Source organism: Synechococcus sp. RedBA-s (genome assembly GCF_024345495.1).
Taxonomy (GTDB): domain Bacteria; phylum Cyanobacteriota; class Cyanobacteriia; order PCC-6307; family Cyanobiaceae; genus Regnicoccus_A.
In genome coordinates this window covers 1-19,200 of record NZ_JAGQBF010000028.1, presented here as the reverse complement: position 1 = coordinate 19,200, position 19,200 = coordinate 1, and the positions used below count along the sequence as shown (strand labels likewise).

Below are 19,200 nucleotides of genomic sequence, written 5' to 3'. Positions count from 1 at the left end.
CAATCGGGTCGATCCTTACCTCGCCCTCACGTCAGAGCAACCATGATCACCTCAGCTGTTGATCCAGCGGAACTCCGGCAGGTCGTTGGGCTGCTTGCCGCTAGTGACGACAGCCTCATGGCTGTAGTCCGCCGTGGCGGCGGCCCTGAAGCAGGCCAGGCCGTCTGAGAGCAGCTCACTGCCTGGCGCCAGGTGACTGCTGGCCCAATCGACGATCGCCTCTGAACTGAAGCCATCAATCGCTGTGATTTTGGCGTGGCTGGGAGGGCCAGCCTCGTTCAGCGGCAACGGAATGGATCACTGTGGGAGCGATCCGGAAATCATGGCCATGAAGCTGGGCAAACTCGGCCCCGGCCGATGGGATCAGGTTGCGTTGGCGAGCCAACCCGCCTCCAGCGCTGCAGTGGTGCGTGCTTCTTCTGCAGGGAACCCTCCGGTGAGCACCTCATCAGCCACGACGACTGGGATGAGGAAGGACCTCCTCGAATAGCTCCTGCAGCCAGCCGATCCCATTGATCCGGCCCAGGCCGATCAGCGCCTCATCGGGATGATCCCGGTTGAACATCACGGCCATGTCCTGCTTGGACTGGCGCAGGGCCTCAGCTGGGTTGTTCTTAAGGCCGCTGACACTGACGGCATGCATGGTCATCCCCTCTAGGGATGAAAACTGGCCACCGGATTTCAGCGAATCTCATAACGCAGCCACCTGCAGTCTATGCCGCCATTGCTCACTGGGAGGCGCCGGCTGGCTTTCATCCGCAGGGCGCCCGTCAGTTCAGGGTTGCCGCTCAGCAGCCAGAGGGTCCAGCCTGAGCAACGCTGCTTGACCATGGCGCCGAGATCGGCATAGAGCTGCTCCAGGTCTTCGCCGGCGCCGAGGCGTTCGCCATAGGGCGGATTGCAGACGATCACTCCCGGAGTCTGGGGCGGCACGAAGTCGCGACAGTCTCCGCTCTGCAACTCCAGCCACGGGGCCACGCCAGCCGCCGCCGCGTTCGCCTGGGCCTGCTCCAGCACCGCCGGATCCCGCTCCATGCCAACGATCGGCGACAGGGGGCTGCCGTCCGCCAGCTCCTGGCGGGCCAGGCCGGCGGCTGCCGCCGATTCCCGCTCCCACAGCTCCGCATTGAAATCGGCCCAGAGCTGCAGGGCCAGGGTCCGAGCAGGGGTGCGCCCCAGCTCAGCGCAGGCCGCCTCGATCAACAGGGTGCCGGAGCCACAGAGGGGGTCGGCCAGGGGCACGTGCCCATCCCAGCCGGTGGCACGGATCAGGCCGGCCGCCAGGTTCTCCTTCAGCGGCGCCAGACCCATGGCCGCCCGCCAGCCGCGCCGGTGCAGGCTGCCGCTCGAGCCATCCAGGCTGAGCACGGCCTCGTTGCCGGCCCGCAGGCCGCGGGCGCCACCAGTGGCGCGGCCGAGGTGCAGGTGGAGGCAGAGGTCGGGGGCGTCAAGGTCGATCGAGGAACGCTCCCCCCAGCGCTGCCGTTGCTGATCCACCAGGGCATTCTTCACCTGCAGGGCGGTGAAGTGACTGTGGGTCAGCCCGGGGGCGGTGCCGCTCACCTCCACCCGGAAGCTGCGCCGTGGGGGCAGCCAGTGGTCCCAGTCGGCGGCTGCCTGGACACCGGCATAGAGATCCTGTGGGCCATCGCAGGGGAAACGGCCCAGCTGCCGCAGGATGCGGAAGGGCAGCAGGGCCCGCTGGTGCAGCCGGTAGAAGCAGGCGAGATCGCAGCGGAACGCCACCGCCCGCCGCAGGGGCTGCACCGCCTCAGCCCCGAGTTCGGCCAGTTCGGTGGCACCCAGCTCCTCAAGCCCCGGCGGCAGCACGGCGATACAGGTGAACGGAGCGGGCATGGGTCCGGTGAGGGGGGGCTGGTGTTCGGTCATGCCCACCCTGCCGGGCCACGGCTGTTCCCGGCCTGAGGTGCCATGATCAAAGGGTCCGTCCTTGGGCGGACTAGGTGACTCACACCAGTGCTTCGGACAGCGGTTCGATTCCGCTCAGCTCCATTCCCCGCCCCGGCGGGTTCATCAGGGGGCTGCAATGGTTTCGACGGGGTAAGAGGAGGGTGACTGAAGCCTGCTCGGTAAGAGCAAATCCGTAACAGCGAACAACATCGTTGCTTTCTCCCGTCAGCCCGCCCCTGTGGCCGCCTGACTCCTTAGGGAGATGGGGTAAGTCAGCCTTATCACCCAAATGACTCACGGGGGGCTGGAAGGCCCCCTTCCCTTTGGTATGAAGCCTGCATTTCAGGGCCCAAGTTGGCGGGGATGTGAACTGACCGGCTGGAAGTGTGGCTCGGTCATTGTTCCTGACACCACAATTCAGCACTCAGCAGAGGTCCACCAAGGCGGAGGCAGTTCCGAGATTTTAGTCCGGACTTCTCCATTGGCGGTCAAGTTCATTGCCGGATCCATGTTTCAGCTAGGGCATGATCAGCACCCTCGAAGAAACGGGCCTCGGCATCGATGAATCTCGAGACCAGCCTTTCCGCCAGGGCCTGCCAGGCCCTGTTGCCCACCAGCGCCACCACCCGCCGGACCGCCCGGCGATGGTCTCGAAAGAGCGCCAAGTAGCGCCCCAGGGCGCCCTCTTCAGTCTATCAAACCGCTTGGTGTGTTTGATCAGCATCCCATTCAATGATCAGCAGTGTCTCCAACGACTGCTGATCGCTGAAAACCTGGCGATAAGACGGACGGACGGCCAGGAATGGGATCTCCAAGTGCGCATGTCGGAAGGCATTACGTGTGTGGTTAGCACCTGAAAGTACGATCCGAGATCTTGAAGGAGATTTGGAAGGGCAGATTCTGATTGAGTTCGACCTGGCACGCCTCGCCCTCTCCGCAGTGGTTGCCACACTTCGGCTAAGCCCTAAGCTGAGGAGGTTCCGTTTACGGGTCTTTGGGCGGTATCCCGCTGGCACCAAGGCCGTAGTCCAATTGGGTTTAACTGAGTGATGATGTCAACAGGAATAACAGATTTATTCATAAAGGCAAGCGTTGCCCGTAGCCTTTTTGCTGGGGTCTGTGCAGGTTGTGTTGCCGTCGCGACAGGGGTGGTTGGGGCCCTTGGTGCGACGGCTGCTGAGGCTGAAGCCATGGCGCTGCTCAAGGGAATGACCACCTACATGGGCGCCCAACAGGCCATGTCATTCCGCTACGACGCCGATCTGGATGTCGTGACCACGGAACAGCAACGCCTCACGCTGGCCAGTTCCGGAACGGTGTCGCTGGCACGCCCCGGTCGCATCCGGGCCACCCGATCCACCGGTTTCTCCGATGTCGAAACGGTTTTTGACGGCTCCACCTTCACACTGCTGGGCAGAAAGGCCAACGTCTATATGCAGGTTCCGTTCAAGGGCACGATCGTCGCCCTGGTGGATGAGCTCAAGGACAAGTACCGCAGACCGCTGCCGGCGGCTGATCTGTTGTTGCCGAATGCCTATGCCGAGCTCACCGAGGGCGTCACGGATGTCAAGGATCTCGGCAGCGGCGTGATCGGTGGCGCGGAGTGTGATCACCTCGCGTTCCGCAAAAAGGATGTCGACTTCCAGATCTGGATCGCCCAGGGAAAGCGCCCCTACCCCTGTCGCTACGAAATCACTTCCACGACGGTACCGGGCTCGCCTCGGTACAGCGTTCAACTCAGTGACTTTCAGACGGGATCTGCGGCTGTCGGCCAGTCCTTCACCTTTGTTCCACCCCCGGGGGCCAGGGCCATCAGCAAGGATGAGTTGAAGACCATCAAGTCCATGGGCGAACTGCCCACTCACTTCGTTCAACGAGGAACTCCATGACCACCACCCACAAGACTGCTGCTCTCCTTGCCGCCCTCGCCCTGGCTGGCTCAGGCCCGCTGCAGACCCTCCCAGGTCAGCTCCTGAATGCCCTGGTACCTCCTGCACAAGCCATCGTCGGCCGCCCGCTCACGCCCGTCAGCGTGGCCGGAGTGGGTCGTCGCACCGTGCGTCGCTGTGCCGTTGGCGTCTACAACTGCTGAACCCACGGCCCGGCATGAGCCGCCCTGATCTGCCCCACCTTCCCGATTGGTCTGCCTTGCCGGCGGACCTCAGGGAGTTGGTGGAGCAGCGCAATCCAGAAACCCAGTGGTTCTGGAAAGGGCTCGAAGACAGCGATGGTTTCGAGCGGTTGATGATCATCATTCGCCATGCCCTCGCTGAATCCGACTGCTCCGCAGGCGCTCACCAGCTGGAAGAGCCCCCAGTTTGACGACATACTTAGCGGCAGGACAGCCTCATGGCCTCCATACCAAGGTCTGATCTGCCTTCAGGCCACCTTCCTTCGACCCCATGACCAGCGCGGCCACGCACGACAAGCTGCAGAGGCTTCAAACCGTTGGTATTTTCGCGGCCACGCCGGTAGAGGTGCTGCTCCAGTTGGCTGAAGCTGTGGAGGATGTGCATCTCACGGCGGGCGAGCAGCTTTTTGCCAAGGGGGATCTCGGCACCTGCATGTACGTGATCGTGACCGGGCGGGTGCGCATCCACATCGGTGACCAGACTGTGGTTGAACTCGACGATGGCGAAATCGTGGGGGAGCTGGCCGCGCTTGATCCTGAACCTCGCTCGGCCTCAGTGAGCGCGATCGACCCCACCACGCTGTACCGGATCGAGCAGGCCACCCTTCAGGCCCTGATGGCCGATCATCCTGAAATTGTGCAGGGGGTGATCAAGGAGCTGGCCCAGCGCCTGCGCGACACCACCGCTCCTTACGGTTTCGGCTGATCATTTCCGCTTCAGCGGCTGCCGGTGCTGCCCTCGGCCTTGGCCTTGAAGCCACTCCAGACCCCCAGTTCCTCGATGGTGAGCAGGCCTTCACGGCGCTCGCCATCGAGATCCCAGGTGGGGAACGCCCGGATCGTTGCCGATTGGCAGCGTTCACGCCCGGCCTGATCCTTGTCGCATTCCACGTAAGGCAAACGCCGGCCCGCTTCAGTGCCGAACAGGTTCTTCTGCTGGAAGCAGTGGGGGCACCACCAGGCGCCATAGAAAATCGCTCCCCTTGTGCGCAGGTGCTCTACCAGCGCCTTCTGCTCTGCCGTGGAGGGGCTCACGGCTTCCCCGAGGCTGCCGCTGCTGTTGTCCGATGGGCTGTCACCGAGGGCGAGGGCCGGGTTGCGGCTACTCCCGGCGGCCCCCACCAGCACCAGGCTGAGGCTCATCAGCGCCAGTGAAAGCAGCCGGGCGGGCAGCCGGTGGCCGGACGTGGCGTCAGGCATGGAACTCCCAGACTCAGGTGCCCTGAGGTTAAGGCTGCGTTCGGGCTTCCGCCCTTTCTGGGGCCACCCTTTCGAGCCTTTGGCTGGGACACTGGAACGCAGTTGCGCTGCATCGCGAACCGATGAGCTTGCCTCGATGAGTGCCAACGGCTACCGCGACTATTTCAAAGTGTTGGGCGTCGAGCGCAGCGCGGATGCCGATGCCGTCAAGCGCTCGTTTCGCAAGCTGGCCCGCCAGTACCACCCGGACGTGAACCCCGGTGATGCCACGGCCGAGTCCAAGTTCAAGGAGATCAGTGAGGCCTATGAGGTGCTCTCCGATCCCGACAAGCGCCGTCGCTATGAGCAGTTCGGCCAGTACTGGAGCCAGGCCGGTGGGGGCTCAGGCGCAGCTCCCGGCTTCGATGTGGATTTCGGCAACTACGGCAACTTTGACGAATTCATCAACGACCTGCTCGGTCGCTTCAGCGGGAACCAGGCCGGTTCCGGTTTCGGAGCTGGCCCTGGCGGCTTCGGATTCTCCGGCGGCTTTCCCGCAGGCTTCGCTGGTGGTTTCGGCGGGCCGGCTGGGGCCGGTCGCAGTGGCGCCCTCAACCTGGATGCGGAAGCCACCATCAGCGTCAGCTTCGCCGAAGCTTTCCGCGGCTGCGAACGCACCCTGGCCGTCAACGAGGAGCGGGTGCAGGTGCGCATTCCTGCGGGGGTGCGCAGTGGCAGCCGCCTGCGGCTCAAGGGCAAGGGCAACCTCCAGCCCGGCACCGGCCGTCGCGGCGATCTCTACCTCAACCTTCAACTTCAGGACCACCCGATCTGGCGCCTGGATGGCGATCAGCTCAGCGCTGACCTGCCCCTCAGCCTTGATGAGCTGGCCCTGGGCGGCGAGGTGAGGGTGGTCACTCCCGACGGTGAAGCCACCGTGCAGGTGCCGCCGGGTGTGGCCCTGGGCCGCAGCCTGCGCCTCAAGGGCAAGGGCTGGCCGATCAAGGAGGGCCGTGGTGATCTGCTGCTCAGCCTCACCCTCAAGCTCCCGGAGCGCTTCAGCGACGGAGAACGCCAGTTATTGGAGCAGTTGCGTGAGGCCCGCAGCAGTGATCCTCGCCGAGAGTGGATGCGAGCCGCCCAGCTCTGAATTACCAGCGCAGCAGTCTTGAATGGAGGGATTCAGGCTGATCCCATCGGGATGTTCTTTCGCTGATCAATCAGTGGCGGCTGTTGATGGTTGCTGCCAGAGGATTGGTTGGGGAATGCGATGGCGAAAGAGAGGCGGAAGCCTGGGCTCTAGGATGGTCTCAGGTGATTCGATTGCATGGAGCTGTCCTACCGTCCACGGCGCCTGCGCCGCACTCCGGCGCTGCGGGCCATGGTGCGCGAGTTTCAGCTGAGCCCGGCGGATTTCATCCTGCCGTTGTTCGTTCATGAAGGCGCCAGCAACGAGCCGATCGGCGCCATGCCCGGTGCCTTCCGCTGGAGCCTCGAAGGGCTGGTGGAGGAGGTGGGCCGCGCCTGGGATCTCGGCATCCGCTGCGTGGTGCTCTTCCCGAAGGTGGCCGACGGCCTCAAGACCGAAGACGGTGCTGAGTGCTTCAACGAAGGCGGCCTGATCCCACGGGCGATCAGGCGGCTCAAGCAGGACCATCCCGGCATGGCGATCATGACCGATGTGGCCCTTGATCCCTATTCCTGCGATGGCCATGACGGCATCGTCAGCGCCGATGGGGAGGTGCTCAACGACGAGACCGTGGCGATCCTCTGCCAACAGGCCGTAGCCCAGGCCAGGGCCGGCGCTGATCTGATTGGCCCCAGCGACATGATGGATGGCCGCGTGGGCGCCATCCGCGAAGCCCTGGATGAGGAGGGATTCGAGCATGTGGGGATCATCAGTTACACCGCCAAGTACGCCTCCGCCTACTACGGCCCCTTCCGTGAGGCCCTCGATTCCGCCCCACGCACTGACTCCAGCAAGCCTATCCCCAAGGACAAGAGCACCTATCAGATGGATCCGGCCAATGGCCGCGAGGCGCTCACCGAAGCCCTGCTGGATGAGCAGGAAGGTGCCGACATCCTGATGGTCAAGCCCGGTCTGGCTTACCTCGACATCATTCACCGCCTGCGCGGCGAAACCGAACTGCCGATCGCCGCCTACAACGTCAGTGGTGAATACGCCATGGTCAAGGCGGCCGCCGAGCGGGGCTGGATCGATGAGCGGGCGGTGGTGCTGGAAACCCTGCTCTGCTTCAAGCGGGCCGGGGCCGATCTGATCCTCACCTATCACGCCTGCGAGGCCGCCCGCTGGCTGCGGGAGGGCTGATCCCGGCGCGGCGGCTGATGCCCGGGCGCCTGCACCTGGGCCCTCCCGCCGATCACAATGGCGCCAACGACAGGGAACGGCGATGGCCGTGCAGCGACTGGGCCATGTGGCCGTGCGAGTTCAGGACATGCCCCGGGCCAAGGCCTTCTACGAGGCCCTCGGCCTGAGGGTTACCTGGGAGGCCGACGACTGGACCTACCTCCAGTCGCCCGACTCCGGCGATGGCATTGCCCTGCTGGCCCCCAGCTACCGCCAGGCGGGCCCCCACTTCGCCTTTCACTTCGAGGACCGCGCCGGAGTGGATCGGGTCCACGCCCAGCTGGAGGCCAGCGGCCACCGGGTCGGGCCCGTCCATGACCACCGCGATGGCACCGCTTCCTTTTACCTGCAGGATCCCGAGGGCAACTGGCTGGAGATGCTCTATGAGCCCCCCACCGGCATCGCCTCCAACACCGGAGCGGCGGTGATTCCGCTCCAGGCTCGCGCCCGGGCCGCTGGAGGGCTGGAGCCGGTTTGAGCCCCCTCGCCCTGACGGCGATCGCCGTCGAAGCCTTGGAGCTGCTCGAGTGGCAGCGGCTCGGTCAGCACCTGGCCAGCTTCGCCAGCACCACTGCCGGTACGGCCCACTGCCGGGACCTGCCCCTGGCCGCCGATCGCGCTGAGAGCCTGCGCCTGCTGGCGGAAACCAGCGAGCTGCTGGGCCTCGATGGTCTGATTGAGGGCGGGCTCAGTTTCCAGGGGGCCGCCGATCTCACTGGCACCCTGCGCCACTGCGCCAAGGGGGGCACGGCTGGCGGCGAGGATCTGCTGGCGGTGGCCTCCACCCAGGCGGTGGCCCGCCGCCTGCGCCGGCAGATCGAGGCCCCGGAGCTGCGCCCCGTCTGCAGCCAGCTGATGGCTGAGCTGCGCACCCTGCCGGAGCTGGAGCAGCGCCTGCGCTTCTGCCTGGAGGAGGGCGGCCGGGTGGCGGACCGGGCCAGCCTCGAGCTGGCCGGCCTGCGCCAGCAGCTGGCCGGCCAGCGCCAGCAGCGACGCGATCGCCTCCAAGACCTGATGCGCCGCCAGGGGGGCCTGCTGCAGGACAGTGTCATCGCCGAGCGCAACGGCCGCCCGGTGCTGGCTGTCAAGGTGACGGCCGCTTCCCAGCTGCCGGGCCTAGTGCACGACAGCTCCGCCTCGGGCAGCACCGTGTTCATCGAGCCCAGGGCCGTGATTGGCCTCGGCAACCAGATCCGCGAGCTGGAGGGGCGGGAGCGCCAGGAGGAGTGGAAGGTGCTCGGCGGCCTCAGTGCGCTGGTGGCCGAGGAGGCGCCAGCTCTGGAGGAGCTGCATCGGGTGCTGGTGGCCCTCGACGGGGCCCTGGCCAGGGCCCGCTACGGCCAGTGGCTGGGGGCCGTGCGGCCGGAGCTCTCCGCCGACCCCCAGGCCCCGTTCCTGCTGCGGGACCTGCGCCATCCGCTGCTGCTCTGGCAGGAGCGCCACGGTAGGGAAGCCAAGGTGGTGCCCGTCACGGTGTCGGTGGGGGCGGAGTTGCGGGTGGTGGCGATCACCGGTCCCAACACCGGCGGCAAGACCGTGACCCTCAAGAGCGTGGGCCTGGCGGCCCTGATGGCCCGGGCCGGGCTGTTCCTGCCCTGCTCGGGCACCCCCCGCCTGCCCTGGTGCTCCCTGGTGCTGGCCGACATCGGTGATGAGCAGTCGCTGCAGCAGAACCTCTCCACCTTCAGCGGCCATGTGCGCCGCATCGCCCGCATCCTTGAAGCCCTCGAGGCCCACCCGGCAGCCGGCGCCAGCCTGGTGCTGCTCGATGAGGTGGGCGCCGGCACCGATCCCACCGAGGGCACGGCCTTGGCCATCGCCCTGCTGCGCCATCTGGCGGAGAGGGCCCGGCTCACCATCGCCACCACCCACTTCGGTGAGCTCAAGGCGCTCAAGTACGCCGACAGCCGTTTCGAGAACGCCTCAGTGGCCTTCGACAGCGACAGCCTTTCCCCCACCTACCACCTGCAGTGGGGCATCCCCGGCCGCAGCAATGCCCTGGCGATCGCCAGCCGCCTGGGGCTGGATCCTGGGGTGATCGCCGAGGCCAACGGTCTGCTGGCGCCCCGGGGCGAAGGGGAACTGAACCAGGTGATCCGCGGTCTCGAAGATCAGCGCCGCCGTCAGCAGGAGGCGGCCGAGGAGGCGGCGGCCCTGCTGGCGCGCACCGAACTGCTGCATGAGGAACTGCTGCAGCGCTGGCAGCAGCAGCAGGAGCAGTCGGTGGAACTGCAGGAGCAGCGGCGCCAGGCCCTGGAGCACTCGATCCGCGACGGGCAGCAGGAGGTGCGCCGCATCATCCGGCGCCTGCGCCAGGGCGGCGGTGACGGGGAGCGGGCCCGCCAGGCCGGTGTGCGCCTCAGGCAGCTTCAGGTGGAGCACTCGCCCCAGCCCCAGCGCCGGGCCCCCAGCGGCTGGCGGCCGGTGGTGGGGGAGCGCATTCGCGTGCTCTCCCTGGGCAAGGCGGCCCAGGTGCTGGAAATCAGCGCCGACGGCGGTGAACTGAGCGTGCGCTGTGGTGTGCTGCGGCTGCAGCTAGAGCTCTCCGGCATCGAGAGCCTGCAGGGGGAGAAGCCCGTTCCGCCTGAGGCGGTTCAGCCCGTGGTCGAGGTGCGTGCCAGCGGGCGACACCTGGGGGGGGCAGGCCCTCAGGTGCGCAACGAGCGCAACACCGTCGATGTGCGTGGGATGCGGGTGCATGAGGCGGAAGCCGCTGTGGAGGAGCAGCTGCGCAACGCCATGGGACCCCTCTGGGTGATCCACGGCATCGGCACCGGCAAGCTCAAGCGCGGACTGCGTCAGTGGCTGGCCAGCGTGCCCTGGGTGGAGCGGGTCAGTGATGCTGAGCGCGGCGACGGCGGCCAGGGTTGCAGCGTGATCTGGCCGAAATGAGCTGCAGCCAAGGGCAGGGCGTCAGCTCAGCTCCGGCAGCACCACCTCCCTCTCCTCCTGGTGCCCCCTGGCGCCACTGGGCTCGGGCCTGGCCAGGGCATCGCCGTTGGCTTCAAAAAAGCGCCAACCCCTGGGATCGATCTCCAGGTGAATCGTCTGACCGGCCTCCAGGCGCTGGCCCGGGTCGGTGCGCACCTGGATCAACTGGCTGCCCTCGATCAGGCGGCAACTGATCAGCACTTCGTTGCCAAGGGCCTCGAGGTGGGTGATCTCCGCCGTCAGGTTGCGGTTGGTGGCGGGCGCCAGCTTGAAGTGCTCCGCTCGCAGCCCGGCCGTGAGGCTGCCACGGCCATCAGCACTCCCCCCGGCCGCGGCGCGGGCTTCAAGGGTCTGGGCCATCTCCCCCTCCACCAGAAAGCGACGACCGGCCAGCTGAACCTGATCGGCTCCGGCCTGCTCCACCGGCAGCAGGTTCATGGGCGGACTGCCGATGAACTGGGCCACGAACAGGTTGGCGGGGTGTTCGTAGAGCTCCATCGGCGTCCCCAGCTGCTGCAGGCGTCCCTGGTTGAGGACGGCGATGCGGTGGCCCATGGTCATCGCCTCCACCTGGTCGTGGGTGACGTAGAGCGTGGTGATGCCCAGCTGCCGCTGAAGCGCCACGATCTGGGCCCGGGTGCCGGTGCGCAGCTTGGCGTCGAGGTTGCTGAGCGGTTCATCCATCAGGAACACCTTCGGCTCACGGGCGATGGCCCGGCCCAGGGCCACCCGTTGCTTTTGGCCGCCGGAGAGCTCCTTGGGCAGGCGATCGAGCAGGGGGGTGAGTTCCAGTTGCTCGGCCACCGCCTGGATGCGCTGCTCGATCCGCTGCTCCCGCTCCGAAGCGACCCGCAGCGCGGCGGGCAGCCGCCGCGTGAAGCGGTGCAGTCCGTCCTGCAGCTGCTGGAGGGTGCTTCTGCTACGGCTGCGCCGCAGCCCGAAACCGATGTTGTCGGCCACGCTCAGGTGGGGGTAGAGGGCGTAGCTCTGGAACACCATCGCCACATCGCGCTGGGCTGGCCGCAGGCCGCTCACGGCGCGCTCCCCCACCCGGATCTCGCCGCTGCTGGGGGTTTCGAGGCCCGCCAGGATGCGCAGCAGGGTGCTCTTGCCACAGCCCGAAGGCCCCACCAGCACCAGGAATTCGCCGTCGTGCACGGTCAGATCCAGCTGCCGCAGCACCTCCACCGGCGCACCCCCCCGCCGGGCTGGGAAGGCCTTGCTGACCTTCTGGAAGCGCACCTCAGCCAAAATCAGCCCTCCGACCGGCCGATCCTAGGGTTGGGGATCCATCTGGCCCAGTCCCTGCGGTCTTCCCTTGCAGTTCATTGATCAAGCCCGCATCGCGGTCCAGGGTGGCCGTGGCGGAGATGGCATCGTCGCCTTCCGGCGTGAAAAGTACGTTCCCGCCGGCGGGCCCTCCGGCGGTGATGGGGGTCATGGCGGCACCGTCTGGCTCGAGGCCGACCCGAACCTGCAGACCCTGCTCGACTTCAAGTACAAGCGGCTGTTCGAGGCTCCGGAAGGACGCCGCGGCGGGCCCAACAAGCGCAGTGGCGCCGGTGGCGACGACCTGGTGATCCGGGTGCCCTGCGGCACCGAGGTGCGCCTTCAGGAGAGCGAGGTCCTGCTTGGTGACCTCACCGAACCGGGGGACCGGCTGCGGGTGGCGGCTGGGGGCCGTGGTGGCCTCGGCAATGCCCACTACCTCAGCAACCGCAACCGGGCCCCCGAGAAATTCACCGAGGGTAAGGAGGGCGAGGAACGCCAGCTGCAGCTGGAGCTGAAGCTGCTGGCGGAGGTGGGCATCATCGGTCTGCCCAATGCCGGCAAGAGCACCCTGATCAGCGTGCTCTCCGCCGCCAAGCCCAAGATTGCCGATTACCCCTTCACCACCCTGATACCCAACCTGGGGGTGGTGCGCCGGCCCAGTGGTGATGGCACCGTCTTCGCCGATATCCCCGGCCTGATCGCCGGAGCGGCCCAGGGGGCCGGCCTCGGCCACGATTTCCTGCGCCACATCGAGCGCACCCGCCTGCTGGTGCACCTTGTCGATGCCTCCAGTCCCGATGTCACCCACGACTTGGCGGTGGTGGAGCAGGAGCTGGTGGCCTACGGCCATGGCCTTGATCAGCGTCCCAGAATCCTGGCGCTCAACAAAAGTGAGCTGTTGCTGCCCGATCAGCTGGAGGCCGCCAGCGCCGCCCTGGCGGCCCTCTGGGGTGGTGAGGTGCTGCTGATCTCTGCGGCCACCAACTCGGGCCTCGATGGTCTGCTCGCGGAAGTGTGGAGGGAGCTGGGGATCCAGTGAGGGCAAGCGGCCAGGCGCGTGAGCCAGGTCCTTCTGGGTTCTGTCGTCCAGTCGTCCAGGTTCAGAGCCCCAATGTCCAGCTTGAGAGCCCCAATAAAAAACCCCCGATGAGGGGGGAAAGTGCCGTCAGGCCTGGGTTCAGGCCAACTGTTGGACGGATCTGTTGAGTTGTCTCAGTCGTCGTAGACCCGGCATTCGGGAGCTTCGGGGTTGAGATCGCAATAGACCTCAAGGGAATTGGGATCGTGATCGTCTTCGGGGTGGTGCGATTTGTACTCCTCAAGAGACTTGAGCTCCTCTTCGAGGTGGCGCACCTTCGCCTCGTTGCCCACGGCCTTGGCCGTTTCGATCTCGATCTGATCCTTGCGGATGTGTTCGTTGATGGAAGTCATAGGAAGGCCGGCCTTCGGCTACCGGGGCTTGTCGGGTCCACCATACGGGGGGGCTCCCAGGGTCAGGGGCCAATGTGATCTGGCGCTGATCAAGCGCTCAGCTCACTGAGTTCCAGCCAGCGCTCCTCCCCATGCTCGATGCGCTCCAGCAGGGCGGCCAGGTCGTGGGTGAGGGTCTCGAGCCGGGCGTAGTCGCCGCCGCCGCCGCTGGCCAGCTCCCGCTCCAGTTGAGCCCGCAGGGCCTCCCACTCCGGCAGCGACTGCTCCAGCTTCTCCAGTTCCCGGTTTTGCTTGAAGCTGCGCCGCCTGGGCGCTGGGGCCGCCGGGAGTTGGACTGCGGGCACCTGAACTGTTGTTGAAGAGGCCGCAGCCACTGAAGAGGCCGCTGGAGCTGGAGCAGTGGCCACCCGCTCCAGGTAAGCGCTGTAGTTGCCCTCATGTCGTTTGAGCTCTCCGTCTTCAAAGCAGAACAGCCGGTCGACGGTGCGATCGAGAAAGTAGCGGTCGTGGGACACCACCACCACGCAGCCGCGGAAATCCTCGAGGAAGTCTTCGAGCACCGTGAGGGTGTGCACATCGAGGTCGTTGGTGGGCTCATCCAGCAGCAGCACGTTGGGGGCGCTGATCAGCAGCCGGCAGAGGTAGAGCCGCCGGCGTTCGCCGCCGGAGAGGCGACCGATTGGGCTGTGCTGCTGGGCGGGGGGGAACAGGAACCGCTCCAGCAGCTGGGAGGCACTGATCGATGCTCCATCCACCTCGATGCGACTGGCCTCCTCCTGCACGTAATCGAGAAGCTTGCGCTCCATTCCCCGGCCGCTGGTGAGCCCCTCGGCCTGCTGATCGAAGTAGGCCAGCCGCACCGTGCTGCCCAGCTCCAGGCTCCCCTGCTGGGGCTGGCGGCGTCCGGCGATCAGATCGAGCAGGGTGGATTTTCCCGAACCGTTGGGGCCGATGATCCCCACCCGGTCCTCGGGGCTGAAGTCGTAGCTGAAATCGCGCAGCAGGGCCGGCCCGGACGCTGAGGCCCCACCAGCGGCGGCGGGACCGGCGCTCGGTTCGGCCCAGACACTGAGATGCTCGGCCGTGATCGCTTTTTTGCCCAGGCGGCGGTGGGCGTTGGCCAGGCTGAGCTGCCCCTTGCTCTGGCGTTTCGGGGCCTCCTGCATCGCCTCGATCCGCTGGATCCGGGCCTTCTGCTTGGTGCTGCGGGCCTGGGGTCCACGGCGCAGCCACTCCAGTTCTCGCCGCAGGGCGCCCTTGAATTTGGCGGCGCTGGCGGCTTCGATCGCCTCCTCGTCGGCCTTGGTCTGCAGGTATGTGGCGTAGTTGCCGGGGTAGTTGCGGGCCACGCCCCGGTCCACCTCAACGATGCGGCGGGCCACCCGGTCGAGCACGTAGCGGTCGTGGGTGATCAGCACCAGGGCGCCTGGGAAGCGCTCCAACTGCCCCTGCAGCCATTCGATGCAGAGGGCGTCGAGGTGGTTGGTGGGTTCATCGAGCAGGAGCACATCCGGCTCGGCCACCAGGGCCGCGGCCAGGGCCAGCCGCTTGCGGAAGCCGCCGGAGAGGTCGCCCACTCGCCGGTGCACATCGCTGATGCCCAGACGCTCCAGCACCTCATGGCACTGCTGCTCCAGGCCCCAGGCGTTGGCCTGGTCCATGCGTTCCTGCAGGTCGCTGAGCTCCCCGAGCAGGGCCTGGTCGCTGGGGTCGTCGGCCAGGTCCTGGCTCACTTCGGTGAAGCGGCGCAGCAGCGCCATCTTCTCGCCGCTGTCCTCGAACACCTGCTCCAGCACGGTGCGCTCGGGATCGAGTTCCGGCTCCTGGGCCACCATCACCACCTTCAGCCGCCCGGAGCAGCGCCGCTCCCCTTCGCCGGGGGGCTCCAGTCCCGCCAGCAGGCGCAGCAGGGTGGATTTTCCGGCGCCATTGGGGCCTATCAGCCCCAGGCGGTCGCGCTCCTGCAGGTGCAGGTCGAGGTCTTCAAAGAGGGTGCGAAGGCCGAAGTCCTTGCTGACGCCCACCAGGCTGATCAGGGTCACGCTTGCGAGGGAGGCCTCTGGCTCTCCAGGTAAGCAAAGACACTTTTATCGCCCACATCGGCGGCGGCCTGCATCGGGAATTTACGTAGTGTCAGTACCAGCAGCAGCGCCGATTCGATGGCCAGCAGGGTGAAGGTGGTGCGCCCATCGAGCAGACCCACCAGGCGGCCCAGCAGCGCCACCGGCAGCAACAGCGTCACCCCCACGGCTTCGGGCCGCTGGAAGCAGAAGAATTCCTTGAAGCCCACCCCCGCCAGGGCGGCGAAGAAGGGTCCCACCGCCCAGATCCAGCGGGAGTCGGCCGCCAGGGTGTCGAGCATGGCGCCCTGGCCCACCAGCAGCGCCAGGGCCAACCCGCCGGCACAGCCCAGCAGCCAGAACAACTGCAGGGCCCGGTGCAGCGGACGCAGGTAGATGTGAATCCAGCGCAGGGCCAGTCCCAGGCCCACGGCCATCAGCACCAGCCAGGGCCAGAGCCCCTGGCTGCCCCAATTGGCCCACTGCAGCAGCAGGCCCGCTTGGGCCAGGGCCACCCCCAGCAGGGCCAGGCGGTAACCGAGCACCTCGCGGCGATCCAGGTCCGTGATCGTGAACGGTCCGTAGACCCCCTCGAACACCGGATCGCTGGGGCTGCCCTCGGGTTGTGATCGATCGGTCATGGCTGGGGTCGCACTGGAGCAGGGCCTGCCACCAGTGTGGCCAGATCCGCCCCCGCCGGAACGATGCCCGAGGGGTGCAGGGGAAAGAGGGCTCCGAAGTAGTCGCGCCGCCAGGAGTCTGGAAAGCAGGTGGCCGCCACCCCGGGGAGGGCATGGAGCCGGGCGCGCCAGGCCATCAGGGCCGGAAAACTCCAGAGCGGGCGCCGGCTGCAGCCGAACAGGGGCGCATAGACCAGCTCCAGGCGGATCAGGGTGGGGAAGAGGACAACATCCGCCAGGCTGAGCCGCTCGCCGCACAGCCACGGCCCCTGCTGCTGCAGGGCGGCCTCCGCCGCCTCGAGGCTGGCGAACAGTTCGTCTTCGGCGTGGTCGTAGGCGGCCTGGTTGCGGGCGAACCCACAGCGGTAGACCCCATCGTTGACAGTGCTCTGAAACCGCTGCCGCCAGTGGCTGATCGCCTCCAGCTGACCCTCGGGTAGCAGATCCGGAGCCCCCTCTGGCGCGGGCCAGCGGTTGAGCAGCTCGATCACCCGGGCGCTCTCGTTCACCAGGATCCGGCGGCCGGGGCGGTCGTAGAGGGCGGGCACGGTGGCCCTGGCCTTTGGATCGCCACCACTGCGCCGGTAGAGCTCCACCAGGGCGCTGGCCCCCTCGTAGGGAGTGTCGAAGCGCCAACGCCCCGCCTTGGGATCGGGCTCCACCACCACCAGCTCCAGGCTGCCGGCGAGCTGGCGCAGGCTCCATACCAACCAGGCCCGATGGGCCCAGGGGCAGCTGCGCCCCACGATCAGCCCATGGACACCCCTGGTGGCCGCGCTGGCCGGGAGCTCCGGGGTGGCGGCGAAGCCGCTCTCAGGCCGCCGGTAGTGGCCGGCGGCGTCCGCTGGGCCCAGACCCTTCATCAACTGCTGCCACTGGCAGCGCCAGGCGGCGCGCACGCTGGCGACCAGCAGGGGTGGAACGGCCATGGCAGTCTCCGGCGCGGGTCACAACTCTGGCCCGCAGCAGCCTGACGCTGCGCCAGGCTGGCCGCAGATCCGATCCGCGGGAGGCGTGGCGATGGGCGCGGCAGAGGTTCTGGTGGTGGCCGGCACCCACGGCAATGAGCGCAACGCCCCCTGGCTGTTGGAGCACTGGCTGGCCCATCCCGAGGCCCTCGACGCCGCCGGCCTGCCGCTGCGGCTGGTGATCGGTAATCCAGGCGCCCTTGCGGCAGGTCGGCGCTACCTCGATCGCGACTTGAACCGTTCCTTCACCAGCGTCCTGCTGGAGGGGCCCGGCCAGGGGGATCGGGAGGTGCAGCGGGCCCGGGAGCTGCTGGCCCTGCACGGGCCGGTCGGATTGCAGCCCTGCGCCCTGGTGCTCGATCTGCACAGCACCACCGCGGCGATGGGCAACTCCCTGGTGGTGTACGGGCGGCGACCCGCGGATCTGGCCCTGGCGGCGGGCATCCAGGCGCTGCTGGGTCTGCCGATCTACCTGCATGAGGCCGACAACAGCCAGCAGGGGTTTCTGCTGGAGCGTTGGCCCTGCGGCCTGGTGATCGAGGTGGGCCCGGTGCCTCAGGGGGTGGTCAATGCCACCATCTGCCACCAGACCCAGCGGGCCCTGGAGGCCGCCCTGGCGGTGCTGGCCTCAGCCCGGCGGGGTGATCTGGTCCTGCCCCAGGGCCTCAGCGTTCACCGCCACCAGGGGAGCCTCGATCTACCGCGCCACGCCGATGGCCGTCCGGCGGCCTGCCTGCATCCCCACTGTCAGCATCGAGACTGGCAGGTGCTCCGCCCCGGCGATCCGCTCTTCCTCACAGCGGGCGGTGAAACCCTCTGCTACGAGCCCAGCTATCCCGAGCCGCTCTGGCCGGTGTTCATCAATGAGGCGGCCTATGGCGAAAAGGGCATCGCCCTCAGCCTCACCCGCCGTGAACGCTGGGCCTGCGAGCCCTCCTGGGCGAGAGAACTGAAGCAACTCGCCCACCAGCTCAGCCCTGCTCCTGGCTGATGTGTTTGCGCTCAGGGGCCCGGGAAAATTATTGGCTCAGGCTCAGGGGCTAGGTGCCGCCTGGGGATCGGGCTGGGGAGTCTGGTCGACAGGCCTGGGGACCCCATTGTAAATGACCCTAACCACGGTACGGCCATCGGCAGACACTTCGATCTCGCTTTCAGCCGTGGGGGCCAAACCGAGGATCTGCCAGCCCGGAGGTCCCCCCAGGAAGCGGAAGATGTAGCCCTTGGCATCGCCCTTGATCAGGCAGGCGCCAACGCCACGGTTGTACATGCAGCTATCCGGCCGGTAGGTGGTCAGGCCACCGTTAAGCCGCTCGGCATACATGCGGGCCACGTTGGTGGCCCGTTGGCGGGTGAAGGGGAAGAGCTCGTAGCTGTTCTGGGCCAGAGCTGGCTTGGCTGCCAGCAGTGCCAGGCAGGCCGTGAGGGCAAGGAGTGGGCGCATGAAGCTCAGGATGAAACGGCCCGGACTGGGTCAGGGGAGGGCCGAGTCCAGATCAGCCACAGGCCCAGGTGCCTTGCTCCTTGGTGCAGGGGAGATCGGTGGAGCTGCCATCGGCCCAGTAGATCCGCAGGCGGTCGTCCTGGCTGTCCATGCGGAAGGTCAGCGACTTGACCACCCCGGCCGGCGGCTTTCCAGAGGGGTCAGCGGGGTCGGGCCTTGCCGGGCTGGCCAGGCGCTGCTCCATCTGCTGGAGCCGCTGCTCAAGTTGATCCAGCCGTTGGCTCTCTTTGGGAGGAGTGCTGGGACAGCCAGCCAGACCGAGAGCCAACAGGGTTAGGCCGCCGGCGAGGAGGGGTCTTGGGGCGCGTGAACGCAAGGGCATCGCCGCGGCGGATCGAATGGGTGCTTCGAACACTTAGCAACAGCCTCAGGCGTTGACCAGCCTCTCGCTCCAGTAGATGACGGCGCCAAGGCTCTCCAGCTGAAGACGGCGCTGGCGCACCAGGTTCACGGGCAGGGTTTCTGTGGAGCGGTTACCGGCCAGATCCCAGCAGATCAGAACCATGGGTTCACCTTCTCGGAGGAGTTGAAGAAAACCTTAAGTGGAACCAGTGTCCGTTGGTACGGATTCCCGCAGGACTGTCGTGAAGGCGACACGCTCGGACCGGCGCTCCGAGCGACCGTCCCGACCAAGCGCAGCAGCGGCGACCAGATCGCCCCAACCCGGAGCAAACCTTAAGGGCTCCGCACATCTCGCAATGCTCTGTTACATTGAGACAGACGAAGGGCCTTCGGGTCTGCCGGTCGGGCTTCTCGCACCGGCATTTC

The 19,200-nt window shown here is 67.0% G+C and carries 23 protein-coding genes; 10 read left to right on the top strand and 13 right to left on the bottom strand.

The genetic code is table 11. The annotated features are described in order from the left end of the window. Positions 1 to 51 precede the first annotated feature (51 nt). From KBY67_RS11570 to KBY67_RS14965, 4 genes are all read right to left on the bottom strand, one after another. A complete protein-coding gene (locus KBY67_RS11570; RefSeq protein ID WP_255111197.1) occupies positions 52 to 288 on the bottom strand; it encodes a transposase in 237 nt (78 codons plus the stop codon). Between the two features lie 160 nt (positions 289 to 448). Then, complete coding sequence (locus KBY67_RS11565) at positions 449 to 649, bottom strand: hypothetical protein (RefSeq protein ID WP_255111196.1); 201 nt, start codon at positions 647 to 649, stop codon at positions 449 to 451. Positions 650 to 681: 32 nt separating this feature from the next. Then, positions 682 to 1,857, bottom strand: coding sequence for a class I SAM-dependent RNA methyltransferase (locus KBY67_RS11560; protein WP_255111195.1), 1,176 nt, complete (start codon positions 1,855 to 1,857; stop codon positions 682 to 684). Between the two features lie 548 nt (positions 1,858 to 2,405). Further along, on the bottom strand, positions 2,406 to 2,525 hold the full coding sequence (locus tag KBY67_RS14965; RefSeq protein WP_399214375.1) for a hypothetical protein: 120 nt from the start codon (positions 2,523 to 2,525) through the stop codon (positions 2,406 to 2,408). A 576-nt stretch (positions 2,526 to 3,101) separates the two neighbouring features. On the opposite strand from KBY67_RS14965, the gene KBY67_RS11545 reads away from it, so the two are divergent. From KBY67_RS11545 to KBY67_RS11530, 4 genes are all read left to right on the top strand, one after another. Further along, positions 3,102 to 3,800, top strand: coding sequence for a DUF2092 domain-containing protein (locus tag KBY67_RS11545; RefSeq protein WP_255111192.1), 699 nt, complete (start codon positions 3,102 to 3,104; stop codon positions 3,798 to 3,800). Continuing rightward, entirely contained in the window at positions 3,797 to 4,003 is a 207-nt protein-coding gene (locus tag KBY67_RS11540) for a hypothetical protein (RefSeq protein ID WP_255111191.1), read from the top strand. Before KBY67_RS11545 ends, KBY67_RS11540 begins: the two co-directional genes overlap by 4 nt. 14 nt (positions 4,004 to 4,017) lie before the next feature. Continuing rightward, positions 4,018 to 4,233: a hypothetical protein gene (locus KBY67_RS11535; protein WP_255111190.1), complete on the top strand. Its 216-nt coding sequence runs from the start codon at positions 4,018 to 4,020 to the stop codon at positions 4,231 to 4,233. Between the two features lie 80 nt (positions 4,234 to 4,313). Further along, entirely contained in the window at positions 4,314 to 4,748 is a 435-nt protein-coding gene (locus KBY67_RS11530; protein ID WP_255111189.1) for a cyclic nucleotide-binding domain-containing protein, read from the top strand. 11 nt (positions 4,749 to 4,759) lie between these two features. Here KBY67_RS11530 and KBY67_RS11525 read toward each other — a convergent pair whose 3' ends face one another. Further along, a complete protein-coding gene (locus KBY67_RS11525; RefSeq protein WP_255111188.1) occupies positions 4,760 to 5,242 on the bottom strand; it encodes a hypothetical protein in 483 nt (160 codons plus the stop codon). 136 nt (positions 5,243 to 5,378) lie between these two features. Between KBY67_RS11525 and KBY67_RS11520 the strand changes: the two genes are divergently transcribed. The 4 genes from KBY67_RS11520 (at position 5,379) to KBY67_RS11505 (ending at position 10,481) form a co-directional block, all read left to right on the top strand. Then, positions 5,379 to 6,371, top strand: a complete 993-nt coding sequence (locus tag KBY67_RS11520) for a DnaJ C-terminal domain-containing protein (RefSeq protein WP_255111187.1) — start codon at positions 5,379 to 5,381, stop codon at positions 6,369 to 6,371. Between the two features lie 177 nt (positions 6,372 to 6,548). Beyond that, positions 6,549 to 7,550, top strand: coding sequence for a porphobilinogen synthase (gene hemB / locus KBY67_RS11515; protein WP_255111185.1), 1,002 nt, complete (start codon positions 6,549 to 6,551; stop codon positions 7,548 to 7,550). A gap of 82 nt (positions 7,551 to 7,632) precedes the next feature. Next, on the top strand, positions 7,633 to 8,067 hold the full coding sequence (locus KBY67_RS11510; protein WP_255111184.1) for a VOC family protein: 435 nt from the start codon (positions 7,633 to 7,635) through the stop codon (positions 8,065 to 8,067). Continuing rightward, the gene (locus KBY67_RS11505; RefSeq protein WP_399214366.1) at positions 8,064 to 10,481 is read left to right on the top strand and encodes an endonuclease MutS2; all 2,418 of its coding nucleotides are present in this window, start codon (positions 8,064 to 8,066) and stop codon (positions 10,479 to 10,481) included. The genes KBY67_RS11510 and KBY67_RS11505 overlap by 4 nt, the downstream gene beginning before the upstream one ends. 21 nt (positions 10,482 to 10,502) lie before the next feature. Here KBY67_RS11505 and KBY67_RS11500 read toward each other — a convergent pair whose 3' ends face one another. Then, the gene (locus tag KBY67_RS11500; protein WP_255111183.1) at positions 10,503 to 11,771 is read right to left on the bottom strand and encodes an ABC transporter ATP-binding protein; all 1,269 of its coding nucleotides are present in this window, start codon (positions 11,769 to 11,771) and stop codon (positions 10,503 to 10,505) included. A 67-nt stretch (positions 11,772 to 11,838) separates the two neighbouring features. On the opposite strand from KBY67_RS11500, the gene cgtA reads away from it, so the two are divergent. Further along, positions 11,839 to 12,831 carry an Obg family GTPase CgtA gene (gene cgtA, locus KBY67_RS11495; RefSeq protein ID WP_255111182.1) on the top strand — a complete coding sequence of 331 codons (993 nt, stop codon included), beginning with the start codon at positions 11,839 to 11,841 and terminating at the stop codon, positions 12,829 to 12,831. Between the two features lie 173 nt (positions 12,832 to 13,004). Here the strand turns inward: cgtA and KBY67_RS11490 are convergent, their stop codons facing one another. The 4 genes from KBY67_RS11490 to KBY67_RS11475 form a co-directional block, all read right to left on the bottom strand. Next, positions 13,005 to 13,223 carry a CP12 domain-containing protein gene (locus KBY67_RS11490; RefSeq protein WP_255111180.1) on the bottom strand — a complete coding sequence of 73 codons (219 nt, stop codon included), beginning with the start codon at positions 13,221 to 13,223 and terminating at the stop codon, positions 13,005 to 13,007. A gap of 89 nt (positions 13,224 to 13,312) precedes the next feature. After that, a complete protein-coding gene (gene abc-f / locus KBY67_RS11485; RefSeq protein ID WP_255111179.1) occupies positions 13,313 to 15,265 on the bottom strand; it encodes a ribosomal protection-like ABC-F family protein in 1,953 nt (650 codons plus the stop codon). Next, positions 15,262 to 15,924 (bottom strand): DUF2301 domain-containing membrane protein, encoded by a 663-nt coding sequence (locus KBY67_RS11480; protein WP_255111177.1) that lies wholly within the window; start codon positions 15,922 to 15,924, stop codon positions 15,262 to 15,264. Before KBY67_RS11480 ends, abc-f begins: the two co-directional genes overlap by 4 nt. After that, the gene (locus KBY67_RS11475; RefSeq protein WP_255111176.1) at positions 15,921 to 16,892 is read right to left on the bottom strand and encodes a glutathione S-transferase C-terminal domain-containing protein; all 972 of its coding nucleotides are present in this window, start codon (positions 16,890 to 16,892) and stop codon (positions 15,921 to 15,923) included. The genes KBY67_RS11480 and KBY67_RS11475 overlap by 4 nt, the downstream gene beginning before the upstream one ends. A gap of 91 nt (positions 16,893 to 16,983) precedes the next feature. On the opposite strand from KBY67_RS11475, the gene KBY67_RS11470 reads away from it, so the two are divergent. After that, positions 16,984 to 17,922: an aspartoacylase gene (locus tag KBY67_RS11470; protein ID WP_255111175.1), complete on the top strand. Its 939-nt coding sequence runs from the start codon at positions 16,984 to 16,986 to the stop codon at positions 17,920 to 17,922. A gap of 42 nt (positions 17,923 to 17,964) precedes the next feature. On the opposite strand, the gene KBY67_RS11465 is transcribed toward KBY67_RS11470, so the two are convergent. From KBY67_RS11465 to KBY67_RS11455, 3 genes are all read right to left on the bottom strand, one after another. Next, positions 17,965 to 18,372 carry a hypothetical protein gene (locus KBY67_RS11465; protein WP_255111174.1) on the bottom strand — a complete coding sequence of 136 codons (408 nt, stop codon included), beginning with the start codon at positions 18,370 to 18,372 and terminating at the stop codon, positions 17,965 to 17,967. Between the two features lie 52 nt (positions 18,373 to 18,424). Continuing rightward, the gene (locus KBY67_RS11460) at positions 18,425 to 18,700 is read right to left on the bottom strand and encodes a carbohydrate porin (protein ID WP_315855584.1); all 276 of its coding nucleotides are present in this window, start codon (positions 18,698 to 18,700) and stop codon (positions 18,425 to 18,427) included. Positions 18,701 to 18,799: 99 nt separating this feature from the next. Next, a complete protein-coding gene (locus KBY67_RS11455) occupies positions 18,800 to 18,937 on the bottom strand; it encodes a hypothetical protein (RefSeq protein ID WP_255111172.1) in 138 nt (45 codons plus the stop codon). Positions 18,938 to 19,200 lie beyond the last annotated feature (263 nt).